This is a genomic window from Trinickia dinghuensis (genome assembly GCF_003367175.1).
GTDB classification, from domain to species: domain Bacteria; phylum Pseudomonadota; class Gammaproteobacteria; order Burkholderiales; family Burkholderiaceae; genus Trinickia; species Trinickia dinghuensis.
Genome location: NZ_QRGA01000010.1, coordinates 147,658 through 173,154, shown reverse-complemented (window position 1 = coordinate 173,154; position 25,497 = coordinate 147,658). Strand labels below are relative to the sequence as shown.

Annotated in this window: 20 protein-coding genes and 1 pseudogene; 13 read left to right on the top strand and 8 right to left on the bottom strand. The window is 62.9% G+C overall.

The genetic code is table 11. From position 1 onward, the window contains the following. The first annotated feature begins 23 nt into the window (after window positions 1-23). Window positions 24-1,100, top strand: a complete 1,077-nt coding sequence (locus tag DWV00_RS18910; RefSeq protein ID WP_245964938.1) for a YncE family protein — start codon at window positions 24-26, stop codon at window positions 1,098-1,100. 65 nt (window positions 1,101-1,165) lie between these two features. On the opposite strand, the gene DWV00_RS18905 is transcribed toward DWV00_RS18910, so the two are convergent. Together DWV00_RS18905 and DWV00_RS18900 are read right to left on the bottom strand one after the other, a co-directional pair. Beyond that, on the bottom strand, window positions 1,166-1,477 hold the full coding sequence (locus DWV00_RS18905) for a hypothetical protein (protein ID WP_115535121.1): 312 nt from the start codon (window positions 1,475-1,477) through the stop codon (window positions 1,166-1,168). 164 nt (window positions 1,478-1,641) lie between these two features. Continuing rightward, window positions 1,642-2,517, bottom strand: coding sequence for an ABC transporter substrate-binding protein (locus tag DWV00_RS18900; protein ID WP_425452804.1), 876 nt, complete (start codon window positions 2,515-2,517; stop codon window positions 1,642-1,644). Window positions 2,518-2,552: 35 nt separating this feature from the next. On the opposite strand from DWV00_RS18900, the gene DWV00_RS18895 reads away from it, so the two are divergent. Next, the gene (locus tag DWV00_RS18895) at window positions 2,553-4,139 is read left to right on the top strand and encodes a methyl-accepting chemotaxis protein (protein WP_115535119.1); all 1,587 of its coding nucleotides are present in this window, start codon (window positions 2,553-2,555) and stop codon (window positions 4,137-4,139) included. A 72-nt stretch (window positions 4,140-4,211) separates the two neighbouring features. Here DWV00_RS18895 and DWV00_RS18890 read toward each other — a convergent pair whose 3' ends face one another. Together DWV00_RS18890 and DWV00_RS18885 are read right to left on the bottom strand one after the other, a co-directional pair. Then, entirely contained in the window at window positions 4,212-4,421 is a 210-nt protein-coding gene (locus tag DWV00_RS18890; protein WP_115535118.1) for a hypothetical protein, read from the bottom strand. 213 nt (window positions 4,422-4,634) lie between these two features. Next, window positions 4,635-5,960, bottom strand: a complete 1,326-nt coding sequence (locus DWV00_RS18885) for a trypsin-like peptidase domain-containing protein (RefSeq protein WP_245964936.1) — start codon at window positions 5,958-5,960, stop codon at window positions 4,635-4,637. A gap of 457 nt (window positions 5,961-6,417) precedes the next feature. Between DWV00_RS18885 and DWV00_RS18880 the strand changes: the two genes are divergently transcribed. Beyond that, window positions 6,418-7,311, top strand: coding sequence for a flagellar brake protein (locus DWV00_RS18880; RefSeq protein ID WP_115535117.1), 894 nt, complete (start codon window positions 6,418-6,420; stop codon window positions 7,309-7,311). A 62-nt stretch (window positions 7,312-7,373) separates the two neighbouring features. Next, window positions 7,374-7,643: pseudogene (locus DWV00_RS18875) on the top strand (aldo/keto reductase); the annotation flags it as partial. Between the two features lie 117 nt (window positions 7,644-7,760). Here the strand turns inward: DWV00_RS18875 and DWV00_RS18870 are convergent. Then, entirely contained in the window at window positions 7,761-8,456 is a 696-nt protein-coding gene (locus DWV00_RS18870; RefSeq protein ID WP_115535116.1) for a cytochrome b/b6 domain-containing protein, read from the bottom strand. Window positions 8,457-8,908: 452 nt separating this feature from the next. On the opposite strand from DWV00_RS18870, the gene DWV00_RS18865 reads away from it, so the two are divergent. Beyond that, window positions 8,909-10,294, top strand: coding sequence for an NCS2 family permease (locus DWV00_RS18865; protein ID WP_115535115.1), 1,386 nt, complete (start codon window positions 8,909-8,911; stop codon window positions 10,292-10,294). Between the two features lie 192 nt (window positions 10,295-10,486). Here the strand turns inward: DWV00_RS18865 and DWV00_RS18860 are convergent, their stop codons facing one another. Together DWV00_RS18860 and DWV00_RS18855 are read right to left on the bottom strand one after the other, a co-directional pair. Next, a complete protein-coding gene (locus tag DWV00_RS18860) occupies window positions 10,487-11,464 on the bottom strand; it encodes a porin (RefSeq protein WP_245964935.1) in 978 nt (325 codons plus the stop codon). Between the two features lie 126 nt (window positions 11,465-11,590). Continuing rightward, on the bottom strand, window positions 11,591-12,685 hold the full coding sequence (locus tag DWV00_RS18855) for a hypothetical protein (protein ID WP_245964934.1): 1,095 nt from the start codon (window positions 12,683-12,685) through the stop codon (window positions 11,591-11,593). Between the two features lie 249 nt (window positions 12,686-12,934). Here DWV00_RS18855 and DWV00_RS18850 point away from each other — a divergent pair, with 249 nt between their 5' ends. From DWV00_RS18850 to DWV00_RS18825, 6 genes are all read left to right on the top strand, one after another. Then, complete coding sequence (locus DWV00_RS18850; RefSeq protein ID WP_115535113.1) at window positions 12,935-13,831, top strand: helix-turn-helix domain-containing protein; 897 nt, start codon at window positions 12,935-12,937, stop codon at window positions 13,829-13,831. A gap of 188 nt (window positions 13,832-14,019) precedes the next feature. Next, the gene (locus DWV00_RS18845; RefSeq protein ID WP_245964933.1) at window positions 14,020-15,162 is read left to right on the top strand and encodes a lactonase family protein; all 1,143 of its coding nucleotides are present in this window, start codon (window positions 14,020-14,022) and stop codon (window positions 15,160-15,162) included. A 9-nt stretch (window positions 15,163-15,171) separates the two neighbouring features. Continuing rightward, on the top strand, window positions 15,172-16,467 hold the full coding sequence (locus DWV00_RS18840) for an MFS transporter (RefSeq protein ID WP_115535111.1): 1,296 nt from the start codon (window positions 15,172-15,174) through the stop codon (window positions 16,465-16,467). An 88-nt stretch (window positions 16,468-16,555) separates the two neighbouring features. Further along, the gene (locus tag DWV00_RS18835; protein ID WP_115535110.1) at window positions 16,556-17,542 is read left to right on the top strand and encodes a DODA-type extradiol aromatic ring-opening family dioxygenase; all 987 of its coding nucleotides are present in this window, start codon (window positions 16,556-16,558) and stop codon (window positions 17,540-17,542) included. A 111-nt stretch (window positions 17,543-17,653) separates the two neighbouring features. Continuing rightward, window positions 17,654-19,594, top strand: coding sequence for a PD40 domain-containing protein (locus DWV00_RS18830; RefSeq protein WP_115535109.1), 1,941 nt, complete (start codon window positions 17,654-17,656; stop codon window positions 19,592-19,594). A 369-nt stretch (window positions 19,595-19,963) separates the two neighbouring features. Continuing rightward, the gene (locus DWV00_RS18825) at window positions 19,964-21,295 is read left to right on the top strand and encodes an MFS transporter (RefSeq protein ID WP_115535281.1); all 1,332 of its coding nucleotides are present in this window, start codon (window positions 19,964-19,966) and stop codon (window positions 21,293-21,295) included. A 113-nt stretch (window positions 21,296-21,408) separates the two neighbouring features. On the opposite strand, the gene DWV00_RS18820 is transcribed toward DWV00_RS18825, so the two are convergent. Beyond that, window positions 21,409-22,173, bottom strand: a complete 765-nt coding sequence (locus DWV00_RS18820; protein ID WP_115535108.1) for an IclR family transcriptional regulator — start codon at window positions 22,171-22,173, stop codon at window positions 21,409-21,411. A gap of 212 nt (window positions 22,174-22,385) precedes the next feature. Here DWV00_RS18820 and sauS point away from each other — a divergent pair, with 212 nt between their 5' ends. Together sauS and DWV00_RS18810 are read left to right on the top strand one after the other, a co-directional pair. Then, a complete protein-coding gene (gene sauS, locus DWV00_RS18815) occupies window positions 22,386-23,828 on the top strand; it encodes an acylating sulfoacetaldehyde dehydrogenase (protein ID WP_115535107.1) in 1,443 nt (480 codons plus the stop codon). Next, window positions 23,825-25,453 (top strand): AMP-binding protein, encoded by a 1,629-nt coding sequence (locus DWV00_RS18810; RefSeq protein ID WP_115535106.1) that lies wholly within the window; start codon window positions 23,825-23,827, stop codon window positions 25,451-25,453. The genes sauS and DWV00_RS18810 overlap by 4 nt, the downstream gene beginning before the upstream one ends. Window positions 25,454-25,497 lie beyond the last annotated feature (44 nt).

The window sequence follows — 25,497 nt, the reverse complement described above, 5'->3', positions numbered from 1 at the left end:
CCTCTAATGGAATGGACGAAACGATGTCGAACATCGCCAGAAGTGCACTGCTGTCTCTTTCTCTTTCTTTTTCCCTTTCGCTTGCGTTGTTCGCTCATGCGCACGCGGCCGAGCCCGCGCGCCTTGTCGATCGCGTCGCCTTGCCCGGCGCTCCCTTGAAGAGTTTCGACATCGGTTTCGCGCAGGGCGGAGTCTATGCGTTGTCCGACCGATCGAATGCGTCGGTCGATTTGATCGATACGCACAACCACCGGTTTTTAGCGCGCGTGGGCGGATTCGCGGGAGCCCGCGGCGACCAATCGGGACCGAACGGCGTAGTGCTCGTCGATCAACGCGAGGTGTGGGCCGGCGACGGGAATAGCCAAGTCCGAATCATCGACCTCAAGTCGCATCGTGTCGTTGCGTTGGTATCGACGGGCGGCACGAACCGGGTGGACGAGTTGGCCTATGACCCGCGTGACCACCTGATCGTGGCCGCCAACAATGCGGATAACCCGCCGTTCGTGACGTTGATTTCCTCGGATCCGCCCTATGCGGTGCGATCGAAAATCGAATTCAAGCGCGCGACGAGCGGGATCGAGCAGTCGGTTTGGGATCCGCAAAGCGGGAACGTCTTCGTTGCGATTCCCGAGCTGGACGGCAAAGCGGCAAACGGTGCCATCGGGATCATCGATCCGAAGCAAGGGAAACTCATCGGGATGGATCCCGTATCCGAGTGCATGCCCGCGGGACTGGTGATGGGGCCGGCACCGCAGATGCTCGTCGGGTGCAGCGACGATGCGGTGAAAGCCGGCTTCGCGGCGCGCTCGCTGCTGCTGGATGCCCGGACCGGCAAGGTGATCAAGGCGTTCGATCGGGTCGGTGGCTCGGATGAGATCTGGTATGACCCGAGCACCCGGCACTACGCGTTGGCGGCGGTCGCGAATCTGGGCGGCCCGGTGGTCGGCGTCATCGATGCCCAGCACAAGCGCTGGCTCGGCAATCTGCCGAGCGGCAAGGCAGCGCATTCCGTCGCGAGCGACAACGGCACGATCTTCGTGCCCGTTGCAGCGGGGGACAAAGCATGCCCTAACGGCTGCGTCGAAGTCTTCGCGCATTGAAACCGGGGTGCATCCGCGCGAAAGGCGAGTCGCCTTCCGCGCGGAGAATCAAACTGGCGGCTACCTTATGAGTTCAGGGCCGCCTTTTTTGTATTTTCCCTCGCCAGCAAGTGTTGCGCTTGCAAGTCCCCGCGCCGGGCTTCCTGAGCCGTTTGCACGGAGGATTCCGTCGCTTCGGCGAGCGCGGCGCGCGCCGCGCTGCTGATCGAAACCGAATACGATGCAGCCGGTTTAGCCGATTGCGTGGACGACGTGCCGTTCGATTGCGTGACCGCGGTCGTGTTCGCTTGTGTGGCGCCTTGTGCTTGCTGTGACGGTACACCGACTGCGGCTGCGGCTTGTCCGGCTGTTTGGCCGGTTATTGCATTTATCGTCATTATTCCCTCCAAAAAAGTTGTGCCAGTTTGTGGCTTCTAGTTTATCGGCGCGCCGATGTATGGCTTGAGGAGTATATTTTTTGTAACGCCGGGATTTCTTAAGCTTCCCATAAGCAAAATTGCCGACGTTTAATTGCCGCATGATTTAATCGTTTACACCGATTTTATTTGCCGCCGGGCGTATCCAAGAATGCAGTCGTGTAGGTTTTCGATAAATCGACATCGGTCGCCTGCACGCTCGGGTCGATCGCTGAAAGGATCGCCAGTACCGTTCGCGGGCCGCTGTCCGGCATGCGCCCGTCTACCGAGAACGTCGGCTGAAATGCCTTGAACGCCGCGACGTAGAGCGCCTTTCTTTTCTCGTAGTAGCTGCGCGGCAGTTGGTCGACGATCTGCTCGGCGCTATGCGTATGGATATATCGCAACGTCTTGACGAACGCATGCGTGAGCTTGCGCGCTTCGTCGGGATGCGCGTCCACCCAAGCCGCACGCATGTAGAGACATCCCGCCGGATAGATGCCGCCCAGTGCTTCTCGCGTACTCGCTTCGGTTCTCAGATCGATCAACACCTTGGCTTGGTCGCTCGAGAGCAATTCCGACGCGGTGGGATCGGTCGTCATCCCGGCGACGATGCGGCGATGCCTCATGGCATCGATGAAGGTCTTGCCCGCGTCGACGGGCAAGAGGCGATAGTCGTCCCTTTGGAGTCCGAACTTCTGCGTCAGGTACCGCGTCAAAAAATCCGTCGACGATCCCAACCCTGTGACGCCGATCGATTGCCCCTTGAAATCGGCAGGCGACTTGATGTCGGCGGCGCGGGCCGAGGAAACGAGTTCCACTTCGCCGGGCGCCGACGCGAACTGCACGAGCGATTCCACGTCGGTGCCTTTGCTTTGCAGGTCTATCGTGTGATCGTAGAAGCCCACGACGCCTTGCACCGCACCCGCGATCAGTTCGTCCTCGGCGTTGACGCCGGCCGGTTCGGTGACGACGTCGACGTCCAATCCCTGCTGCTCGAAATAGCCGAGGCGTTTCGTCAGGATCGCCGGCAGATAGATGAGCCGGATGGGGACCCATGAGCGACTTTTTTAAAACAATTAAATTCAAGATTTGCGCGTCGTTCTTCGCTTGTATTGCGCTGATGGTCGCGATCGGTCTCTCGGGGCTGGCTGGCGCTTGGAGAATCGCAAAAAATAGTGAGGATTCCTATTCAATGGTGACGATGCCGGTCGTCAAGCTCTCCGATGTGCGGGCGTTGCAGTTGAAGGTGCGCGTTGCGCTGCGGCGCATGCAGGCGCTGCGCACGGATACTGGGGTTCAGCAAACCTTGCCCGGGTTGGAGGCAGATCTTCAAGCGCTTGATCGGGGATGGGCTGCGTATACGCACGGCAGGCGCTTCCGCGACGAGAAGGAGCGGGCAGTGGTCGATCGAATTTCGCAGGATCTGCCCGGCTTCAAGTCGAAAGTCGAGGGCGTTGTCGTGGTGCTGAAGACAGACAACTTCGACGCCGCGGATGATGCGATTGCATCGGCTGAAAAGCTTTCCGATACGCTTGGCACCTTACTCGGACAGGATGCGGCCGTGAACGCCGACAAGGCTCGGCAGTTCGCGATCGATAGCCGCTCGACGTTCGGCACCGTATTGTGGACGAGCGTCGCCTGCATCGCGATCGGCGTGTTGATCGGTGGCGGGGTGTCGATTGTTCTGATCGGCGCGATTACCAAGCCGCTCGGGAAAGCGGTCGACGTCGCGGGGAAAATCGCCGAGGGCAAGCTCGACAACCGGATCGCCGCGGCGAGCCGCGACGAATTCGGCCAATTACTCGACGCCTTGCGCAGGATGGATGCGCATCTGAGCAAGACCGTGCGCGAAATCGTGATGACCTCCGAGACGGTTGGCTTGGCGGCGGACGAAATCGCGAGCGGAAACGCGGACCTTTCGGCGCGTACGGAAACGCAAGCGGCATCCCTGGAGGAGACGGCGTCGAGCATGACGCAGTTGACGGAAACCGTGAAGCACAACGCCGACAATTCGCGTGACGCGAATGCGCTCGCGACGAACGCGACGATGATGGCCGATGCCGGCAATCAGGTCGTGCAGAACATGGTCGGTACGATCGCGCGGATCAGCGAAAGCTCGACGAAAATTTCGGACATCACGAGCGTGATCGAAGGGATCGCGTTCCAAACGAACATCCTGGCTTTGAACGCGGCCGTGGAGGCGGCTCGGGCCGGCGAGCAGGGCCGCGGTTTCGCCGTGGTGGCGGCTGAGGTCCGCTCGCTGGCGCAACGTTCGGCCGCCGCGGCGAAGGAGATCAAGGAGTTGATCGGCACGTCGGTTGGGATGATCGAAGACGGGTCGCGCCAGGCGGCCGACGTCGGCGCGACGATGGAGGAGGTCAAGGACGCGATCAAGCGCGTGGCGGAAACGATCGGCGGCATCGCTGCCGCGTCCGACGAACAAAGCCGCGGCATCGAGCAGGTGAGTCAAGCGGTCGTGCAGATGGACGAAGTGACTCAACACAACGCGGCACTCGTCGAGCAGGCTTCGGCCGCCGCGCAGTCGTTGAAGGAGCAAGCGGCCGGCCTTCGAAAGGCCGTGTCGTCGTTCAGGCTGGATGAGGGTGGCCTTCACGGAGATCGCGCGGCAGAGGCGGCATGATGGCGGCCCGCTCACGGGGTGCCTGGCGTGCGCCTGTTCCTGTTCGTGCTCGTGGCATGACTCGCGCTTACGCTAGCCGCGGCCGCGCGATCCATCGCTGCCGAAGCCGGTGCCCCAGCCGCCATAGTGGCTATCGGATCCGTAGACGGCATGTCCAGATGCGGAAGCATCGGGCGGCACCCTCATCGTCGACGTGCAGCCTGCAAACAGTGCGAGGGCGAGGAAGGCGAATGCGCCCGATGCAATCCGGCGCGACTTCGAAACGATCGATGACGATTTCATGGCGAACTCCTGTTGGGTGCGTTGTGCGTTGCACGCAGGTGCGCGCGCATGGCAAAAAGCCCGTGGCAACTACGCTTCCGGCAGACGAATGCGAAGCGTTGTGGAGTCGATTATTGCGCCGCAACCTTAAGTTTTTCTTAGCACATCATTGAATTCGACGGGGCGAACGGGCAAGACCTCGGTGCTTGCCCGTTACCGCTGCGCTCGCCGATCCTAATGCACCGCGAGGGAGATAAAGCTGCGCGCGTCGTCGCGCTGGATCAGCAGCGCGATCTCCCTGCCGCCGCGCGCGATCGACCGGTCCAGCGCCTCGGGCGTCGAGATCGCTTCGCTGTTGACGGACAAGATGATGTCGCCGGCCTGAATGCCGGCGTTCGCCGCGATACCCGTCGCCACATCGACCACGACGCCATAGGTCACGCCGATCGTGCTCCGCTCCGAGTCGCTCAGTGCATGGACGGTCAATCCGAGGTGCTGGAGCGCGTTGTGTTCGGTCGGTGTCGCGGCGCCTGCGCGATCGCCGCCCGATGCGACCACGGTCGTGGTCAGCTGCATCGGTCTTTTGTTGCGCATGACCGTGAGCGCCACCTTCGAGCCGGGTTGCAGCGCGGATACATAGTCCGTCAGTTCAGCTTCATGCGCGATCGGTTTGCCGTTGATATGCGTGACAATATCGCCCGGCTTAAGCGCGGTCGCCACCCCTCCATGCGCCGCCGGCGTCACGTCGGTCACGAGTGCGCCCATCGCGTGCGGCAGGCCGAACGCGACGGCGAGCCCCGGATTGACGTCTTGCAGTTGCACGCCCAGGCTGCCGCTGGCCAGCTTGCCTTGCTGCTGCAGTTGCGCGCGCAGCCTGAGAACTGCCTCGATCGGGATCGCCAGCGTCAAGCTTCGGTATCGTCCGTCGTCGGCATAGACCTGAACGCCGACGCCGATGGCGTTACCGTTGCGATCGAGCAGCGGGCCGCCGGAATTGTCGGGTTCGGTCGCGATGTCGGTCTCGAGGAACGAAAACTCGCCGCCGTTCGGCAAGGCGTGCGGCGTGACGCTGACGAGCCCGGACGTGACGGCGTTTTGCGGGCCGTCGGGCGAGCCGATCGAAAGCACCCGCTCGCCAACGCGCACGCGAGTCGAATCGCCGAGCCGCACGACCGGCAGCTTCGACGCGTGCTCGAGCTGGAGCAAGGCGATGTCGCTTTGCGGATCGACCGCGAGCACGTCGGCTTTGAATTGGCGTTTGTCGGTCAATGTCACCGTGACTTGCTCGGCCCGGTTCACGACGTGGGCCGTCGTGACGACGATCCCGTCGGCGCTGATGATGAAGCCCGACCCGCTACCCCACATGACGCGCGGCGCATCGGGCACGGACGGCTGCGAAGGCGGCTGCCCCGCCGTCGCCCTGACGAGCGCGAAGACAGGATCGTCGGGGTCCAGACTGTCGAGCCCGGGGGCAACGGCAGGCTGGTCGGCCTGGTCGCCGGGAGCGGCGGACGTCGCGGTGCTGATATTGACGACGGCGGGCCCGCACCGGTCGACCATTGCGGAGAAGTCGATCTGCATCGGGGCGGGAGTGGGTGCTGGTGCGGCCGCGGGCGGCGCATGGACAGCCCGGGATGGCGGTGCCGCCGCTTGCGCGACCGATGCCGCTGTCGAAAGAAACGAAATAGATGCCACGCCGCCGAGCAATACGATCGTCGCTGCGGTGCGGCGCGCAGTCGGAGCATAGGCCCCCGGCCTCTGGCTACGCACGGCTCACCCCCTGCAATGGTTGTTGATGCGGGTGGCCGCGTTGACTGGTTATTGAGTGGTTCTATGGACGTCGGCCGCCAGCGCAACCATTGTCAGGCGCTCGGCATCGCTCGGCTGTGAGCCAGCGCACGGTACGCGTGTAACGAGCCGCCCCTCGCCACGCCATGCATTCTTGCGCCACTTGCGGGTTGCAACTGGAGTAGCATCCTACGAACATTTTCTTGAGCCGCGACGGCGGAACCGACCGATGAGCGAGTTGCCCGAATCCAAGCAGCGTGAGCCGATGGCCGAAGTCCACATTCCCGTGGGCACCCCACTTGCGTGGCCGCTGCTCGATCAGGAAGGCCGGCTGTTGCTTCGAGCGGGAACGGTGATCGCGAGCGACGCGGAACGTCGCTTCCTGCTCGAGCACTTCGCCTTGTACCCGGGCACGCTTAAACACGAGGCGCCGCAAGGGGCCGGTTCGGAGGCGGGTCGAGCCGAGCGGCTGACGCTGGCGGACATGCGGCTATCGATCGGCTCGCCTATCGGCGTTCGCAGCGCTTTCGCGGCGAGCAGTCCCATGCGGCGAAGCAGGGTGATCGGGTTCAGCCCGGATCATGCGTTGTTCGTCGTTGTGCCGAGGGGCGGCGCGTCGCCCCTTGTGTTGTCGGAGGGGGAGAACGTACAAGCGGTCGCAATCGGCGCACATGCCGTCTACTCGTTCTCTTGCACCGTGATGGCCACCTGTAGTCAGCCGTTTCACTATCTGGTGCTCTCGCCGCCCGGCGCCATCCGAACGTTGCGCGGACGAAAGGCAGCGAGGGTGCAGACGCGGCTTGCCGTCAGCTATCGTGCCGCAAGCGCCGACGGTGAAGCGCAGGGGCTCGGTCTCGGCCGCGATTTGAGCGTGCAAGGGATGTCGCTCGTCAGCGCGCGCGTGCTCGGCGAGGTCGGCTCGCGCGTGCACGTTTCGTTTCCGATCAGCACGCCCCAGGTCGATACCGAGTTCGAAGCCGCGGCCGTGGTGCGCAACGTGAGCACCGGCAGCGGTGTGGATGGCCTAGTCGCGCACGGCCTTGAATTCGAATCGATGAATGGCGAGCAACAGTTCGCACTGCGCTCGTTTTTGTTCGATTGCCTGAGTGCCGCTTCGCTTTGATTTTGCGGGCTCCAATGCTCGGCGAGCGTCATTGCCGGCATGCCGGCTTGACGATGTTCGACACCGCCGACGTCGGGCCGCCCGTGCCGGACGAATACCTTTACCGCGTGGTGGACGCGCTCGATGCGATCGCCGAGGAAACGGGCAAGACCGTGCCGCAGATCGCGCTGAATTGGCTGCTGCAGCGGCCGACGGTGTCGACCGTGCTGATCGGCGCGCGCAACGAGGAGCAACTGCGGCAGAACCTCGGTGCGGTCGGCTGGAATCTGACGGCCGAGCAGGTCGCGAGACTCGACGAAGCGAGCCGAGTGCGTCCCGTGTATCCGTATTAGCATCAGGAAGGTTTCGCGGAACGTAATCCGTCGCCCGTATGAGCCGGTGCGGGGCGTCGCGTTGACGAATGCATCGAGCCGCGCCGAATCGCGCCCAACCGCGCGAAGTCGTTGCGCTCACATATATTTTGCGAGCGCCGTCACCACCGCCGCCGCGACGATCAGCAACACCAGCGCAACCGTAAGCGGCGCGCGCCGCGGCTCGCGGATGCGCGCCGGCACGGTTTTGCGGCCCGTCAGCATCGGCCGCAGCAAATTGTGGCCCTTGACGGCGGCATAGAGCGCGATGGCGAGCAAATGCAGCGCGACGGCCACGACGATCGCGTCCCAGAGCAGCGAATCGTGGAGCCGCGAGATCGCGTAGGCAATCGGCGCCGGTACCACGGCGGTCAGCGGCCCCACATCCGAGACATCGTTGTAGTCGTAAATCCCGGTGATCGTCTCGCCGAGCAGCAGGCCCAACAACAGCAGGACCATCCATCCGCCGACGGGATTGTGACCCATTTGCAGGTCGGGCTCGCGCCTGAATAAATGCTGCAGATGGCGCAGGGCCGCGGCGGGAGAGGCGACGAAGCCGCGAAAGCGCGCCGTTTCGCTGCCGATGCAGCCCCAAAACAATCGGAACAATACGAGCGCGAGCAGCGTCTTACCGATCAGCACGTGCCAATCGAGCAGGTTCAAGCGAATCGTCACGTAGGCCGCCACGACGAGCCCTACCGTGAGCCAGTGAAAGAGCCGCGTCGGGAGATCCCACACGCGCACCGAATGGGCGAGTGGATTTGCCGGCGGAGCCTCTGGGTCGTTAGTATTCACGCCTCGTCTCTTCTCGCTGTGTCATCGGGGTGGCGGCCGGGCGGCGCCGCGCTTCTGCAGTGCGATAGCGCCATTGTGCCCCGGTTTTCTCATACAGATCGCACCGGCCAAATAATCGTCATCACAGTTTCACACTAGGCGTAAACGCGTGGTGCGCGACGATGAAACCCTTGTTTCACGCGGATATAAGCGCTTTGACATGTGCTGCATGTTCCTCTCCTGATGGGCCGTCAATCCGTGTTCATCTAACCTTCGCTACGTCGAAGTGCGAATGACGTCGCTGCCGAATAGCGCGTCGCATAGCGCCCAAACAATCAGACCACGGTTTCGAAGCAGCGAGATGCTCTCTTTCGAGTGTCGACCTTCCTTCGCAAAATAACCCTACTAGATCCGAGACAAACCTGATGACGGCTGCCGAGGCCGTTTCAGCATGCTGATAAAGGAGCAAGCTCATGAGTGATACCCCCGCGCAGCCGACTGTCGGCGTCGGCTCAACCAACGCCTTCGGCACATCGGGTGTCATCGATCGATACTTCGGGATTTCCACGCAGGGCAGTACGCAGCGCAAGGAAATCGTCGCGGGTGTCACGACCTTCCTGGCGATGGTGTATTCGGTGTTCGTCGTGCCCGGCATGCTCGGCAAGGCCGGCTTCGATACGAGTGCCGTGTTCGTCGCCGTCTGTCTGACGACGGCTTTTGGTTCGCTGTTGATGGGCCTGTGGGCGAAGCTGCCGATCGCGATCGGCTGTGCGATCTCGCTCACGGCGTTCACCGCGTTCGGCCTCGTGCTCGGCAAGGGCATTTCGCCGTCCGTGGCGCTCGGCGCCGTGTTCCTGATGGGCATCGTCTTCACGGGCATCTCCGTCACCGGCGTGCGGTCGTGGATCCTGCGCAATCTGCCTTCGGGCGTGGCGCACGGCACCGGCATCGGTATCGGCTTGTTCCTGCTGCTGATCGCGTCGAACGACGTCGGTCTCGTCATCAAGAACCCGGGCGGCGGCTTGCCGCTCGCGCTTGGCCATATCAGCGCGTTTCCGGTGATCATGTCGGTGATCGGCTTGGCTGCGATCTTCGGGTTGGAGAAGCGCCGCGTGCCGGGCGGGATCCTGCTCGTCGTGGTGGCGATTTCGCTGATCGGCCTCGCGTTCGATCCGAGCGTAACGTACCACGGTATTTTTGCGCTGCCTTCGCTTAGCGCACCGGGGCATTCGTCGCTGATCGGCTCGATGGACATCAAGGGCGCGCTGTCGGCTGCCGTGCTGCCGAGCGTGTTCGCCCTCGTGATGACGGCCGTGTTCGACGCGACCGGTACGATCCGCGCAGTGGCAGGGCAGGCCGGCCAGCTCGACGAGAACGGACGCATCATCAACGGCGGCCGCGCACTGACAGCGGATTCGCTGAGCTCGATTTTCTCGGGTTTCCTGGGCGGCGCTCCGGCGGCGGCCTATATCGAATCGAGCGTGGGCGTCGCAGCCGGCGCGAAGACGGGCCTGGCTGCCGCGGTCGTTGGCGTGCTGTTCCTGGCCGTCATGTTCCTCTCGCCGCTCGCCGGTCTCGTGCCTTCGTATGCAACTGCTCCGGCGCTGATGTATGTCGGTCTGCTGATGCTCTCGAACGTGAGCAAGCTGCACATGGACGACATGGTCGATTCGATGTCCGGCCTCGTGACCTCCGTGTTCATCGTGCTGACGGCGAACATCGTGACGGGGATCATGCTCGGTTTCGCGACGCTCGTGATCGGCCGCGTCGTGAGCGGCGAATTCCGCAAGCTCAACGTCGGCACGGTGTCGATCGCCGTCGTGCTGGTCGTGTTCTACGTTGGCGGCTGGGCAATCTGATTCGATGAGCGGTCGGAAATGACCGCTTAGCCGTCCGAGGACGATTTTCGCGTGACGCCGCTGCGAGTGCGGCGGCGTCGCGGCGAGACGAGGTAGTCTCCTCCGCCATCTGTCGTTGGTGGATTCAAGCCTGGAAACGTTCGTTTCCGGGCTTTTTTTATAGCTGTGCTCCGGCCGCCCGATATCGGCGCGTCAGAACTTATGGACGATGCCCAGAATGATGCCCCGTGTATTGGAGCCGGGCGCGACGGTCACGCCGGCATAGGCGGTGCCGTTCAACGTGAACGCCGCCTTGTTGCGATTGTTGATGAAGCCGGCCGACGCATACAGCGTGGTCCGTTTCGACAGAAAGTGCTCGTAGGTCATGCCGATCTGCTGGGCATTGTTGCCGTTGCCTGTCCGGTCATGGGCGTATCCGTACATCAGGACGAGCTGATCGGCCGGTGTGAAGCGATATGAGCCGGACGCCTCGTACGTGTCGCGCTTGATGCTGTTATCGGTTTGCTTCTCGGTGTGGTAGGCGAGAAAGAAGCGGGCTTTGCCGATACCGTAGGATGCCCCCGCATTGAACACCTTGAGAACCGACGATCCCGACGCATTCTGTGCCTGCTCGTAGCCGGCCGCCGCCCGGAACGGGCCGTTTTCATAACGCACGGCGGCGTTGTAGAACTGAAACCCGTTCGTCGGCTTCGTTGTCGAGTCACGCATCGCAACCATGAATTGCGCCGTGAATCCATAAAGCTCCGGCGTGAAATACGAGATCGCATTGCTCTCTCGGATCGTCAGGCTGTTGAAGTTGAGCATGGGAGAACCCATGCTCATGACCGCGACCGGATCGAGTTCGGGATTGATGAAGATGTATTGAGGGGTGTTTTGCAGACCGAAGCGGACTTCACCGAATGCGCCGGACAATCCGACCCATGCTTGACGATTGAACGCGTCGGCCGGGTTGGAGGCAGCGCCGGTGACATTCGAAAAGCCCTGTTCCAGCTGGAAATTGGCTTTCAGGCCACCACCCAGATCTTCGCTGCCTTTCAGACCGTAGCGGCTTGCGTAAAAGCCGCCGGACGTCATGCGGGTTACGGCGCCGGCGCCGCCATTCTGGTATTCGATCGCGCTATCCACGACGCCATAAAGCGTGACCGAAGATTGGGCGTGAACAGGTTGCAAGAAAGTAGCCGATATCACGCCGACTGAAAAAAGCAGTGGCTTGCGCATTGCGTCTCCGAATTTTTTATACGCCCGACCAGGCTATCGGGCGTGCGCCGGACTGGGCGCGTCAGGAAGGTATTCGACTTAAAAGTGGAATTCGGCCACGAGCATCGGGACCGAGGTGTTGGTCGTCCCGGGCTGCTCCGAGTAAGGGGTCCCGTACATGTTGTGCCAGTACTCGTAGCCGATACCCGCATACGCGGCGCGCGGATGGCCGGCGAACGACCCGACGTCCGCCAAGAGATACGCTCGGCCCAGGAACTCCGTGGTGGTGGACACACCGAAGCCATCCTTGCCCTTCGGTCCCGTGAGGCTGGCGAAGCCCTTGAACACCAGCGGAACGGGGCCGATTCGGAACGGATAGAGCCAGGAGCTCTCGAGATGAACGGCAGGGTTGAAGTGCACGTCGACGTTCGTGATGCCGTCGTGGTTGCTTTCCGTGCGAACGCCGAGCGTGACGTTCCAGAAGCCGCGCGGAATCGCAAATTCGACGGTGGGACCGAGAACGAGCATGCGGGCGCGTTCGGCATAGGCATCGTTCTTGGTGCCGAATTCGTAACCCGCGGTCAGGCCGAAATCGCGAATGAAACCATATGACATCGGTTTGCCGAAGATCTTGCTCGCGCTGAGCGTGACGCGGCCGACGCTGTAGATTTCCTGCGCACCGCCCGATCCCGGCGTGGGATAGCCATATGCGTTGGTCGGACCCGCTTCCGGGTTCGCCATGCTGGAGACGAGGTAGTCGACGTTGAACGCATAACTACCGTAGCGGAAGCCTCCGGTGGTGGTCAGAAAACCGATGTTCTGCGTGATCTTTGCCGCTGCGCCCGACTGAGTGCGCACGCCGGGGTAGCGGAAATTGCTCCCGACGCGATAGCCAATGTACGTGTCGTTCCATGAAGCGGGTTGCGCGAATGGCGGCTGCGGCGCAAGCGATGCTGTTACGGTGCTGGCTTGCGAGAGCGTGACCGGCGGCGCCGTTGCTGTGCCGTCCTGTGCGAGCGATACGGGCGCGGTGGCCGAGCCCCCCTGGACAGTGCCCTTTTGCGTCTGCGGACGCTGCGCCGCCGGAGCATTGGCATCCGCGGCCGGTGCGTCCGCCGCATACGCGCGGCCGTTGAGGCAGCCTAACAGCGCGATACCCAGCAACGGTACGCGAATAGCGTTGGTTCTTTTCATGTCTCCTTCCACTTTGTTGGTATTCGGTTCGCGGTCGTTTCACGACTCTCGATTTGGCCGCGCAAATCAACATGGCGTGACGTGTCGCGGTGGAGTGGAATGTATGCGAACCCCGCGCGGAAGCCTTTACACAAAAATTAGATTCGCTGGCACTTTTCAATAAGCGGGGTCAGTTGTTCGGGTAAGCAGCAGGTCGCGACGGATGCGTTTGTATGGAAGGATTGGTCGTTTTTTGGGGGGAGCGGTGCCGTGAAGCTGACAACCGTGCCGAAGGTGCGGCTCTATGTCGAACGTCCTCGGGACGAGAATTGGTTTGTGCACGTGGGGCATGTGACCGAACGGGGCCGCTGGCGTACCGAACCGCATGCGCATCCCGCCTATGGCCAGGTGATTTTCGTTCTGCGCGGGCGGGGCGTCATGAATCTCGAAGGAAGCAGCGTGCCCTTCGAGGGCCCCTGCGCGCTACTGCTGCCGACCGACTGCGTGCATGGCCTCGACTACGAAATCGATGCGGACCGCTGGGTCGTGACGATCGACGAGGTGTATCTCCGGCAGATCAATACCGAGCTGCGCGAGTTCAGCGCGCTGTGGTCGGCGCCTCGCCTGATTCCGCTCGAGGGCTCGACGCGAACCGGAATCGAACTCTATCGTTTGATCGGCGATCTCAAGCGGGAAGCTGAATCCCATGCGATCGGACATATCGCGGGAACCCGGGCCTTGTTGACGACGCTGCTGTTGTTGCTCGTGCGCGAGGCAAGCCTGGATCGGCAGGGCGTGGACGGCGAAACACGCAACGATTTCCGGCTCGTCGACCGTTTCCGCAAGCTCATCGACCAGCACTATCAAGAGAATCTGTCGCTGCAGGGGTATGCGTCGATGATGGCCATATCGCCGGTTCAGCTGCGCGCGGCATGCGCGTCCGCGGCGGCGCAGAGTCCGACCAAGATGATTCACGCGCGCATCGTCACGGAAGCGAAACGGAACCTGATTTTTGGGGATATGTCCGTGGAGCAGATTGCGTTCGATCTCGGCTTTGCCGATGCGGCGTACTTCACACGCTTCTTTCGAAGAGAAGTCGGGCAGACGCCCAGTCAATTCCGAGTCACCGCCCGCCATCAGGCGGAGCAAGGTGCGCCATCGCCGTAAGCCCGTTGCTCCTCGGGCTCCAAGTGTCCGGCGTAAAGTCCAAGCGAATCCGCGCTTTGTACAGGGACAGACGCCTCTCCGGCGAATAATCTCGAACCGTTCTGGCAGTGAGGCCGAATCGGCGTGACCCGACGGCCGGGCCAAGGAGCGTGATCGAGATGATTCAGGGGCCTTTTTTGGACACTTACGTGAAACGAGCGGCCGTTGCCGTATTGGGCTTGTCCGTGGGAATGATAGGGATGTATGAGCAGGCGCACGCCGTATCGGCACACGGCGTGTCGCAACTCGTCTATGTGGGAACGCAGCAGGCGCGGATCGAGGCGCTGCGCTTCGATCCGTCGACGGGCAAGCTGACCACGGTCGGGACGGTGGCAAAAGGGCTCAATGCCACCTGGCTGGCGAGCAATCCGCGGCGGCCGGTCATCTATGCGGTCGATGACGACAAGGTGCGCGAGGGCAGCGTGACGGCCTACGCCGCGGACCGCGCAACGGGCGCGCTCACCGAGCTGAACAGGGTCGATTCCGACGGACGCGGCACGACGAATCTGTCGCTCGACGCGCGGTCGAAAACCTTGCTGGCGGCGAGTTACAACAGCGGAACGGTGTCGAGCATCGCGCTCGAGCCGGACGGAAGCCTCGGCACGCGCGCTTCGACGATGAAGGAGACGGGCTCGGGTCCCAACCAGCGTCGCCAGCGGAGTGCGCATGCCCATAACGCGGTGGTCGATCCTTCCGGCCGCTATGTGCTCGTCTCCGATCTCGGGGCCGATCGTGTGTTCGTCTACGGGTTCGACGGCGCGACACACGCGCTGTTGCCGGACAACGGCAACCCGCGCCGCGCTTTCGCGGCACCCGCGGGTAGCGGGCCACGGCATATGGTGTTCGGTGCGGATGGCCGCTTCGTCTACGTGATCACCGAATTGAGCGGCGAGATTTTCGTGCTGCGATGGAATGCAGCGCAAGGGCGTCTCGCACCAGTGCAGACCGTGTCGCTGAGCACACCGGAATTCAAGGGCGTCAGGAGCGGGGCGGAAATCCTCATGAGCGCCGATGGCCGGTTCGTGTATGCGCAAGATCGTGGCGAGGACATGCTAGTCGTCTACCGCGTCGATCCGGAGTCGGGCAAGTTGTCCGAGCTGCAGCGGATGGCTTCCGGCGGCACAAAACCGTGGGGCATGGAACTCGATCCTTCGGGGAAGTGGCTGTTCGTGGCGAACCAGCGCAGCGGAAATGTCGCCGTGTTCAGCGTCGACCCGGTGTCGGGAAAGCTGGCTGCCACAGCGGCCACGGCTGACGTGCCGACGGCGGTCAGCGTCGCCTTCGTGAAGTGAGCGCACGGCATGAAGACGAAACAGATGGAGACAGGTGAACACGAGCGCCGGGGCGGGTTGAATCATTGGACCATCCTCGGGCTGCTCGCCATCGGCGTGCTGATTTCCTTCGTCGATCGCAGCAGCATTTCGAGCGCGCTGGCGGATGCCAGTCTCGTGAAGCAGTTCTCGCTCAGCAACGTCGATCGCGGTTGGGTCAACGCGGCATTCTTCTGGTCCTACGGTGTATTTCAAGTCCCGATGGGCTGGGTGGCGGACCGTTACGGCGTGAAGTGGCCGTACGCGGTGTGTTTCGCGCTATGGTGCGTGGCCACCGCGTTGATGGGGACGGTGTCGACGCTGGAGGGACTGGTCGTGATGCGGCTGCTGATCGGCGTAGCCGAGGCGATCGTGATACCGGCAAGCTACCGCTGGATCCGCAACAACTTCGACGAGCGCCACAACGGCCTCGCCGTGGGCCTGCTCGCGATGGGCAACAAGCTCGGGCCGGCGCTCGGCGCCCCGGTCGCGGCGTGGGTGATCGTCGCATGGTCGTGGAAAGCGATGTTCATCGCAACGGGGCTGCTTGGACTGCTGTGGCTCCTGCCGTGGTTGCTGCTGGTGCGCAACGACTTCCCGTCCCGGGAGGCGTTGAAGCGGGCCGACCGTGCCGCGCGGAGCGTGTCGCTCGGCAGCGTGCTGGTCAGCCCGGTGGTGTGGGGCGGAATGATCACCAACTTCTGCTACGGGTATTTCACGTTCTATTCGATGACGTGGATGCCGGCCTATCTGGTCGAGCAGCGGGGTTTGTCGCTCGCACAGTCGGGGCTCTACACGTTTTTCAGCTTTCTCGGCATAGCGCTCGTCGCAGCACTCGCGGGGTGGGCGGCGGACTTGATGGTCGCACGCGGAGGCCACCCGATTCGGGTGCGCAAGGGGTTTACGATCGCGGGTTTTTTCGGCGGCAGCACGGTGTTGCTAGGTGCCTATGCCCATTCTCTCGATGTGGCGCTGTTCTGGAATGTGCTGTCCCTATCGTTGTTGGGGCTCACTACCGCGAACAACTTGGTGCTGTCGCGCCTTACGTTGATCCCGCGCGAGGCGATCGGGCTCGTGACGGGCGTGCAGCAGCTCGCGACGAGTCTTGCCGGTGGTGTGGCGGCCAGTCTCTCCGGATGGCTGCTGCATGTCGGCAAGAGTTATGACTTGCCGATGATGGTGATTCTCGTCTTTCTGCTGATCGGCGCGGCTGCGACGGCCATTCTGTTCCGGCCAGAGTGGGCGCCCAAGACGGCCGGCGCGCAAAGCCCGCTGCAACAGGCTTAGCAATCGAAACGGCGCAAAGCGCTTCCCGATATTTCTTCGAATCAATGTACCCCGGTGCTCCGGTGGTACGGGCTTGGACATTTCATCAATGGCGAAAATCGTATTCGGCATGGCGGTCCCGCACAGCGGCATGCTTGGACAGGCACCCGAGGACTGGCTCAAGAACGGCGAGCGGGACCGTGCCAATCCACAGTTGTGGTTCCGCAACCGGACCTGGACCTATAGCGAACTGGAAGCGCATCGCGGCGCGGCGTTCGAGCCGTATCTGACGCTCGAGGAACGTACCGCGCGCGCAGCGCGGTGCCGCGCCGCACTCGACAAGATGGCGGCAGCGTACCGCGATGCGCGCATCGACGTCGCCATCGTCCTCGGCAAGGATCAGAAGGAAATTTTCACGGATCATTCGCCATCGATTGCCATCTATAGCGGCGAGGAGGTGCACAACGGCCCGCCGCAGCGCGCGGTCTATGCGCCCGACGAGCATGTGACGCACGCGTGCCACCCGACACTCGCGACTTACTTGATCGACGCTTTCCAGCGCGAAGGTTTCGATCTGACGGATCTGTTCGCATGGCCCGACAACGTCTGGATGAAGCCGTTGCCGGACTACCCGGTGGTGCCGCATGCCTTCAGCTTCGTCTATCACCAGATCATGGGTGACAACCCGCCGCCGCATGTACCCGTGCTGATGAACTGCTTCTATCCGCCGACGCAGCCGCCGATGTCGCGCTGCATCGAGTTCGGCGACGTGCTGCGCGAAGCGCTCAAGGCGTGGCCCGAGGATGTGCGGGTAGGCGTCTTCGCGTCGGGTGGCTTGTCCCATTTCGTCAATGACGAGGAGTTCGACCACCGCATCATGACGATGCTGGCCGACTACGATTACGACGGCCTTGCCGCGGTGGACAACCGGTCGTACCAATCGGGCACCTCGGAAATCAAGCTCTACGCCAGCGTGATGAAGACGATGGAGGAAACCGGCGCGCGGATGACGCTGGTGGACTACGTCCCGTGCTGGCGCACGCCCGCCGGCACCGGCGAGGGCATGGGTTTCATGTACTGGCGCGCGGACGAGTGAGGCGCATGAGGCGGGTTCGGCGATGCCGCCTGCTGCCTCGTCCGAATGCTTTGTTCGCCGGCCGGAACATTCGGCCGGCGGTTTCGAGTTGGCGCAAATATCGATAAATAGATGGAGACTAGCAACGTGTATTCGATTCAGTTGAACAAGAAAATCCTGCGGGGCCTCGTCATTGCCGCGGCAGCCGCGTTCGTGCCGGCGGCGGGCGCCGCCACTGCTGCCGCAACCAAGGGCGATCTGCTGCTGTATCGCATCGGCCCGACGACTTCAGAACTTTTTATCGCCAATGCCGACGGAAGCGATGAACACCGTCTGATTCCGTCGGACGGCTACGACTACCACGGCTCCTTTTCTCCCGATGGAAAATGGATCGTGTTCACGTCGGAGCGTGACGGCCTAGGTCACGCGAGCCTCTACCGCGTGCGCGTGGACGGCACGGGTCTGCAGCGTCTGACCGACTGGATCGGAATCAGCGATGCCGCAGTCTACGACCCGGCCGATCCGAATTTGATCGCATTCGTATCGACGCGCCGCGGAAAGAAGACGTGGGGCACCACGAACATCTGGACGCTCAACATCAAAACGGGTGCGCTGCATAACGTGACCGGCGATATCAAGTTCGATCCCAGCAAGCCGCACAGTTTCTTCCGGCCATCATGGTCGCCCGACGGAAAATGGATTGCGCTGTCGTCGGACATTGGCACGGATTGGCGTGGCCACAATTTGCCGGTGGGCTGGGAGCGTACCCAGGAAAGCGGCATCTACGAGATCCATCCGGACGGAACGGGCTTCAGGCGGATCACCGCGCGCTCGGGCTATGCCGAGGGCTCGCCGTCGTGGTCGACGGACGGCAAGGATGTCGCGTTCTATGAAACCCCGGTCGAGTCGACTTGGGGCGCGCACCGTCCCGAGGCGATCGGCAAGATCAGCTCGCAAATCGTGCAAGTCGACGTGGCAACCGGCGAGCGCAAGGACCTGACAAACACGCCGGGGTTCAAGGTCTTCCCGCAATACGTGGGTACGACCGACGTCGCGTACCACATCAAGAACGGCGCCCAGGAAGGCCTCTATACAACGGGCGGGCAGTCGCGCGCCACGGCGGGGAGTGGTATCCGCTCGCCGCATTATTCGGCGGACGGCAAGAAGGTCGTCTACGAGAAGGTGGTGTACGACAAGCCGTTCCACCCGAACGGCACGTCGCTCTATAGCTTCGATCCGCAATGGCACTACCGTTTCGTCGACGTGTTCCCGCAGCTCTCGCGCGACGGCAAGTCGCTCGTGTACACGGAGAAGGCGGTCGGCTCGTCGATCGTGGTGGCCAATATCGATTTCTCCGATGCCCGCCATATTTACGATCCTGCTACGAGCGGCCTCGATCCAAAGATGATCGCCATGGGCTTGGCGGGTGCGTTCTATCCGACCTGGTCGCCGGACAAGAAGTGGGTGGCCTTTGGCGTAGGCAGCTGGTTCTTCACGCGGGCGTACATGCCCGGCCGCATCATGCGCATCAAGGCGGACGGCAGCATGGACGGCAAACCCGAGATTCTGACCGACGGCAAGGAGAATGCGGGGTTCCCGAGTTATTCGCCGAACGGCAAGCAGATCGTGTATCGCGTGTGGAGCGAGAAGGACAAGGGGCTGCGCATCCTTGACCTCGATACACGGAAAACCACTGTTCTGACCACGGAGCCGGATAACCTGCCGAGCTGGTCGCCGGACGGCAAGAAGATCGTCTTCACGCGCAAGGAGGTCAATCCGACGGACCCTAACAAGTTCCACTTCGACGTGTACACGATCAATCCGGATGGCTCGGGCGTGAAGCGCTTGACTGTGCCGGGCGCGAACCAGGCCCACGCGACCTGGACCTGGGATGGCCGGATTGCCTACAGTTCGGGCGAGTACGGCTTCCGCGACGAGCTTTCGCTTTACGACGAGACGTTCCAACCCGATGGGCAAAACTGGGTGATGAATGCGGACGGCAGCGATCGGCACGCGATTACCGATACGCTTTGGGAAGATTCGATGCCGCTTTATATTCCGAAGCGGCGGTAGTCCGCTCGCGGAACTGTATAGGTGACTGATACGCTGAACAACATGATCCGCAAGATCGCTGCTGCGCAGTAAGCTAAGTCCAATGTCCGCGGGCCGTGAGTGTTGACGCACTCACGGCCCGCGCTTCATTCATGTACAAAACCCTGCAATACCGCCCCCAAACTGAAACGTTTTTCCCGCTTTCGTCCCAGAACGGCCAGGGGTGCCGGAATTCCCTTGAACTGCCGTTTTCGGCTCAGTAAATAGAAACGACCGACCGCATCGCGCTTAACCACGCGGTACGACAAACGCCCCCGGAGGAGACGATCGAGGGGCCCCATCCTGCACGCGCGAATGCGCGGCACGGTCATCTATTGGAGGAGCCGTTTCATGAGTTCTGATCCACGCATCGATTCCCGCATGATTCGCCGCGTCGCACTGGCTAGTGTGATTGGCGCGACTGTCGAGTGGTACGACTTCTTCCTTTACGGCGTAGTGGCCGGCATCATCTTCAACAAGCTCTACTTCCCGACTGGCGATCCGCTCGTTTCGACGATGCTCGCGTATACGACCTTCGCCGTCGGATTCGTCACGCGGCCCATAGGCGGCGTGCTCTTCGGGCACTTCGGCGATCGCGTCGGACGTAAATCGGCCCTCATCCTCACGCTCTTCATCATGGGCATCTCCACCGCGGGCGTCGCATTCGTGCCGACGTACGCGCAAATCGGCATCTGGGCGCCGATCCTGCTGCTGTCGCTGCGTGTGCTGCAAGGAATCGGGCTGGGCGGCGAGTGGGGCGGCGCCGTATTGATGGCCTATGAGTTCGCGCCGCCGAACAAGCGCGGCCTCTATGCCAGCCTGCCGCAGATCGGCCTGTCGATCGGGCTGTGTCTCGCTTCAGGCATGGTCGCGGCAGTTTCGCATCTGCTGTCCGAGAAAGCATTCTTCGCCTGGGGCTGGCGCGTCGCGTTCGGCGCATCGCTCGTGCTCGTCATGATCGGCCTTTACATCCGGCTCAAGGTCATGGAAACGCCCGAATTTACCGCACTCAAGCGCACGCGCCGCGAAGCGAAGCTGCCGTTCGCCGAGATGTTCGCCAACTACCGCCGCGAACTGCTCGTCGGCATGGGCGCACGCTACATCGACGGCGTGTTCTTCAACGTCTTCGCCGTGTTCTCGATCGGCTATCTGACCCAGCACATCAAGATGGATCGCACCGACGCGCTGCTCGGCGTGATGATCGCCGCGCTCGTCATGTGCTTCTTCATTCCGCTGTTCGGCAGTCTCTCCGATCGGATCGGCCGCGCACGCGTCTACATGTGGGGTTCGCTCATCTGCGGCGCGTCGGCCTATCCGGCGTTCTGGCTGATGGAAAGTCAACCGGGCAACACCATGCTGATCTGGCTGGCGATCGTGATTCCGTTCGGCATCTGCTACGCGATGGTCTACGGGCCCGAGGCCGCGCTGTTCTCCGAGTTGTTCGAGCCCAACGTGCGCTATACCGGCATCTCTTTCGTCTATCAATTCTCGGGCATTTTCGCGAGCGGCCTCACGCCGATCATCGCCACCGCGCTGTGGAAGTTCAGCGGCGGAAAATGGTGGACCGTCTGCGCCTACGTGTTGTTTTCGGCGATCGTATCGGCATGCTCGGCGCGCGCGATCGAACGAGGTCGAGGCGGGCGCTTGCCGTCGGGCGAAAAACCCGCGGTGAGCATTTCGTGAAAAACGACTAAGCGGCGTATGGCGGTGTACGTGCAGTGCGGTTCGCCCTAGCGGCACGGCGGCACGTCGGTGTGTCGGGACGCGCGCCGCGCGGTACGCCCCTAGCGCCGCGCTCAGGTTAGGAAAGTCTTCGCCGTTTCTTCGGCCGCGTGCCGAAGATCCGGCTCGAACGCAAGCAGATCGCCAAGCGTCACGCGCCCCACGGGCGCCTGCACGGCGATCGCCGCGCAGGCACGGTTCCGGTCGAGCATCACCGGCACCGCGATCGCGATCAGGCCTTGCAGATGCTCCTGATTGTTGATCGCGAGCCGGCGCCGGCGCGTGGTCGCCAACTCCTTGCGCAGGGCGTCGCGGTCGGTGATCGTCTGCTCCGAATAGGCGCGCAGCGGCAGCGTCTCGATCATCCGTTCGCGTCGATCCTTCGGCAGGAAGCTGATCAAGAGCTTGCCGCTCGCCGAACAATGCAGCGGCACGTGCGATCCCGGCTGCAGATGCATCCGCAGCGGCCATTCCGTTTCGACGCGGTCGACGTAGACGACGTCGTTGCCAGACAGCATCGTCAAGTTGCAGGTCTCGCCGATCTTCGCCACCAATTGCTCCAACAGCACGTGACGCGCCGCGGCCGGGCCCGCGTGCATGAGTACGTTGACGGCCAGCATGCGCACGCGCGGCGAGCATTCGTAGCGTTTGTCGCCGGCGCCGCGCGTGATGAGCCATGCGTCGGTCAGTTGGACGAGGATGCGATGCACAGTCTGCTTCGGCAAGCCGAGCGTATTCACGAGCTCCATCATGGAGAGCGGGCCGCCCGCTTCCGCCAGCGTTTCGAGCACGCGAAACGCGCGCACCGCCGCCGCATTCGATTGATTCGACGTCGACATCGTGTCTCCTCGTCTTCGCGGTCGAGCCGCTGCCGATGACTGCATTGTGTATCCGAACATGCGGTTTTCGGGACTCGGGAAAGTCCCGAAATTCGAGGTTTTCGCTGCGCGTTTCAAAGCAGTCGACGAATGGTCGGGAAACGGGACTCGCACCGTATTTCCGGCGAATAGATTGGCAGTACCGCTAATTCATTCGATCGGGAGTGCAGCGTATGAACGTCAGGGCTACTGCAGCCGAAACCGCCGGGGCGCCGGCGGACGAGGCGGCAAGGCGTATCGTCGAACTCGTTGCCCGCGCACGCGACGCGCAGCGCGCTTTCGAGTTCGCTGGACAAGAGGTGCTCGATACGGCCGCCGCCGCCGCCGCGTGGGCGATCATGGAGCCCGCCCGCAATCGTCGGCTCGCCGAGCTGTCGGTGCGCGACACGGGTCTCGGCAACGCAGACGACAAATTCCGCAAGAACTTTCGCAAGACCCTCGGGCTGTTGCGCGATCTGCAAGGCCGGAAGACCTGCGGCGTGATCGCGCGCGATCCGGTCAAGGGGATCGTCGAGATTGCCCGCGCCGTGGGCGTGGTGGCGGCGGTCACACCGTCCACGAACCCGGGCGCCACGCCCGCAAACAAGATCGTGAACGCGCTCAAGTGCGGCAATGCGGTCATTGTTGCGCCTTCGCCGAAGGGCTATTCGTCATGCGCGTTGTTGATCGATTTCATTCACGCCGAGTTCGAAAAGGCCGGTCTCGATCCGGCGCTTGTGCAGGTGCTCCCGGAGCCCGTCAGCAAGGCCGCGACCGCCGCGCTGATGCGCGAAGCGGATCTCGTCGTCGCCACCGGCTCGCAGGCGAACGTGCGCATGGCCTATGCGAGCGGGACGCCGGCCTTCGGCGTGGGCGCGGGCAATGTCGCGTCGATCGTCGAGCGCTCAGCCGATCTGCGCGATGCGGCGCACAAAATCGCGCTGTCCAAGACCTTCGACAATGCGACGAGCTGTTCGTCGGAAAACAGCGTCGTCATCGAGGAGGCGGTGTACGACGCCATGCTCGACGAACTGCGACGCAGCGGTGGCGTGCTGCTCGATGCCGCGCAGAAAGCGAAACTGCAAGCGGTGATGTGGCAAGACGGCAAGCTCTCCGAACGCTGCACCGCAAAATCCGCAACGCGGATCGCACAAGCAGCGGGCCTAGATGCACTCGCCTCGCGCGAGCCGAAATTCCTGATGGTGGAAGAGCGCGGCTTCGGTGCGGATCACCCGTTCTCCGGAGAAAAGCTCGCACCCGTGCTCACGGTCTATCGCGCCCGCGACTTCGCGCATGCCGCGAACATCGTGCGCGACATCTATGCATACATGGGAGCGGGCCATTCCGTCGGGCTGCATACGGCCCAGACCGATCTTGCTCTCGATCTGGGCGAGCGGCTGCCGGTTGCGCGCGTCATTGTCAATCAGGCGCACTGTCTCGCGACGGGCGGCAACTTCGACAACGGTCTGCCGTTCTCGCTCTCCATGGGATGCGGGACTTGGGGCCGCAACAACTTTTCGGGCAACCTCGATTTCCATCATTACCTGAATATCACGCGCATCGCCTATCCGGTGGCCGAGCACGTGCCGGAGGTCGACGCGCTGCTGGGCGATTACTTCAGGAGGGTCGGTCGATGAGCACGCCCACGACGGTGCGGGCGCTGATCGACGCGCGCGCCACCGAATATTCAGACAAGCCGTTTTTGCTGAGCGCCTCGGAAGACGGCGACGGCGGGACCGAAGCCGGCTCCGCCGTCACGTTCGGCATGTTGCGCGAGCGCTGCCGCGCGCTCGAGGTGAGCTTTCGTCGCGCGGGATTGCAGCCGGGCGACGTGGTTTCCGTGTTCATGGGCAACGGCATGCAAACCGCCACGCTGCTGCTCGGCGCGATGTATAGCGGGCTCATCGTTCATCCGCTGAACTTGCTGTGTCAGTCGTCGCAACTGCGCTATATCGTCGAGCACTCGGACACACGCATGGTCTTTCTGTGCGACGAAACGTTCGACGCGATCGCGCCCATCTGCGCGGAACTTCAGGATCAGGGGGCGACGCGAGCGGTCGCGCTGGTGCGTACCGCACCCGATGCGATCGAGATGCCCGCGTTGCCGGAACTCGAACTTGCGTTCCGAGAAGCACCCGCGGCGATACGCGCCGGCGCGGGCGACGAAGCCGATACCGCATCGGTCTCGAACGCCCCCTGCGAGGCAACCGACATCGCCTTGCTGATGTACACCTCCGGCACGACGGGCGCTCCGAAGGGCGTCCTGCTGAGCCACCGCAATCTGTTGGCGAACGCACGGAACATCAGCGTCGAACACCGGCTCGGCCCCGACGATCGTGTGCTCGCATCGCTGCCGCTTTATCACATCAACGGGCTCGTCGTGACGCTGCTCGCACCGCTTTATCACGGCGGCTCGGTGGTCATGACGCCGCGCTTCTCGGCACGCACCTTCTGGCGCGACGTAGCCGGCTTCGGCTGCACCTGGATCAACGTCGTGCCCACCATCGTCGCCTACCTGCTCAACGGCGACGCGCCGCGCGGCTTCGATCTCTCGGCGCTCAAGTTTTGCCGCAGCGCCTCCGCGGCGCTGCCGGGCGATCACCATCGCGCGTTCGAAGCGCGCTTCGGTATCGGCATCGTCGAGACGATGGGGATGACGGAAACGGCCGCGCCGGTCTTCAGCAATCCTTACGAACCGGCCCGGCGGCGTATCGGCAGCGTTGGACTGCCTTCGGGCGGCGAGGCGAAGGTGATCGATCGCGAAGGCCGCGAGTGCGTGGCCAACGAACCCGGCGAAATCGTGCTGCGCGGCGATCAGGTCATGCGGAGCTACTACAAGCGCCCGGAGGAAACCGCAAAGGCTTTCACGGCCGATGGCTGGCTGCGCACGGGCGATCTCGGCTATCGCGACGACGACGGCTATTTCTACATCAACGGCCGTTCGAAGGAACTGATCATCAAGGGCGGCGAAAACATCGCGCCGAGAGAGATCGACGAGGCGCTGCTGCGCCATCCGGGCGTACTCGATGCCGCGGCGGTGGGCGTGCCCGATCCCGCTTATGGGCAGGAGATCGTCGCCTTCGTCGTGCTGCGCGAAGCGAACGGCGCCGGCGCGCCCGGTCCCGACGAGCTGCGCGCTCACTGCCTGCGCGAACTCGGTCGATACAAGACACCGAAGGAAATCCGCTTCGTCAGCGAACTGCCCAGAGGTCCGTCGGGAAAGGTTCAGCGGCTGAAGTTGATTGCGCCGGCGCCCGGCTGACGAGCCGGGCGCCCCATCGTGCTATCGCGCGGTCCGTCGTCGAC

Bases quoted from the DNA above. Each gene is read 5' to 3' on its own strand.
- DWV00_RS18905 (WP_115535121.1), bottom strand. From the start codon at position 1,477: ATGACGATAAATGCAATAACCGGCCAAACAGCCGGACAAGCCGCAGCC.
- DWV00_RS18865 (WP_115535115.1), top strand. From the start codon at position 8,909: ATGAGTGATACCCCCGCGCAGCCGACTGTCGGCGTCGGCTCAACCAAC.
- DWV00_RS18825 (WP_115535281.1), top strand. From the start codon at position 19,964: ATGAGTTCTGATCCACGCATCGATTCCCGCATGATTCGCCGCGTCGCA.
- DWV00_RS18810 (WP_115535106.1), top strand. From the start codon at position 23,825: ATGAGCACGCCCACGACGGTGCGGGCGCTGATCGACGCGCGCGCCACC.
- DWV00_RS18895 (WP_115535119.1), top strand. From the start codon at position 2,553: ATGAGCGACTTTTTTAAAACAATTAAATTCAAGATTTGCGCGTCGTTC.
- DWV00_RS18855 (WP_245964934.1), bottom strand. From the start codon at position 12,685: ATGAAAAGAACCAACGCTATTCGCGTACCGTTGCTGGGTATCGCGCTG.
- DWV00_RS18890 (WP_115535118.1), bottom strand. From the start codon at position 4,421: ATGAAATCGTCATCGATCGTTTCGAAGTCGCGCCGGATTGCATCGGGC.
- DWV00_RS18830 (WP_115535109.1), top strand. From the start codon at position 17,654: ATGGAGACTAGCAACGTGTATTCGATTCAGTTGAACAAGAAAATCCTG.
- sauS (WP_115535107.1), top strand. From the start codon at position 22,386: ATGAACGTCAGGGCTACTGCAGCCGAAACCGCCGGGGCGCCGGCGGAC.
- DWV00_RS18880 (WP_115535117.1), top strand. From the start codon at position 6,418: ATGAGCGAGTTGCCCGAATCCAAGCAGCGTGAGCCGATGGCCGAAGTC.
- DWV00_RS18820 (WP_115535108.1), bottom strand. From the start codon at position 22,173: ATGTCGACGTCGAATCAATCGAATGCGGCGGCGGTGCGCGCGTTTCGC.
- DWV00_RS18840 (WP_115535111.1), top strand. From the start codon at position 15,172: ATGAAGACGAAACAGATGGAGACAGGTGAACACGAGCGCCGGGGCGGG.
- DWV00_RS18835 (WP_115535110.1), top strand. From the start codon at position 16,556: ATGGCGAAAATCGTATTCGGCATGGCGGTCCCGCACAGCGGCATGCTT.
- DWV00_RS18885 (WP_245964936.1), bottom strand. From the start codon at position 5,960: ATGGTCGACCGGTGCGGGCCCGCCGTCGTCAATATCAGCACCGCGACG.
- DWV00_RS18910 (WP_245964938.1), top strand. From the start codon at position 24: ATGTCGAACATCGCCAGAAGTGCACTGCTGTCTCTTTCTCTTTCTTTT.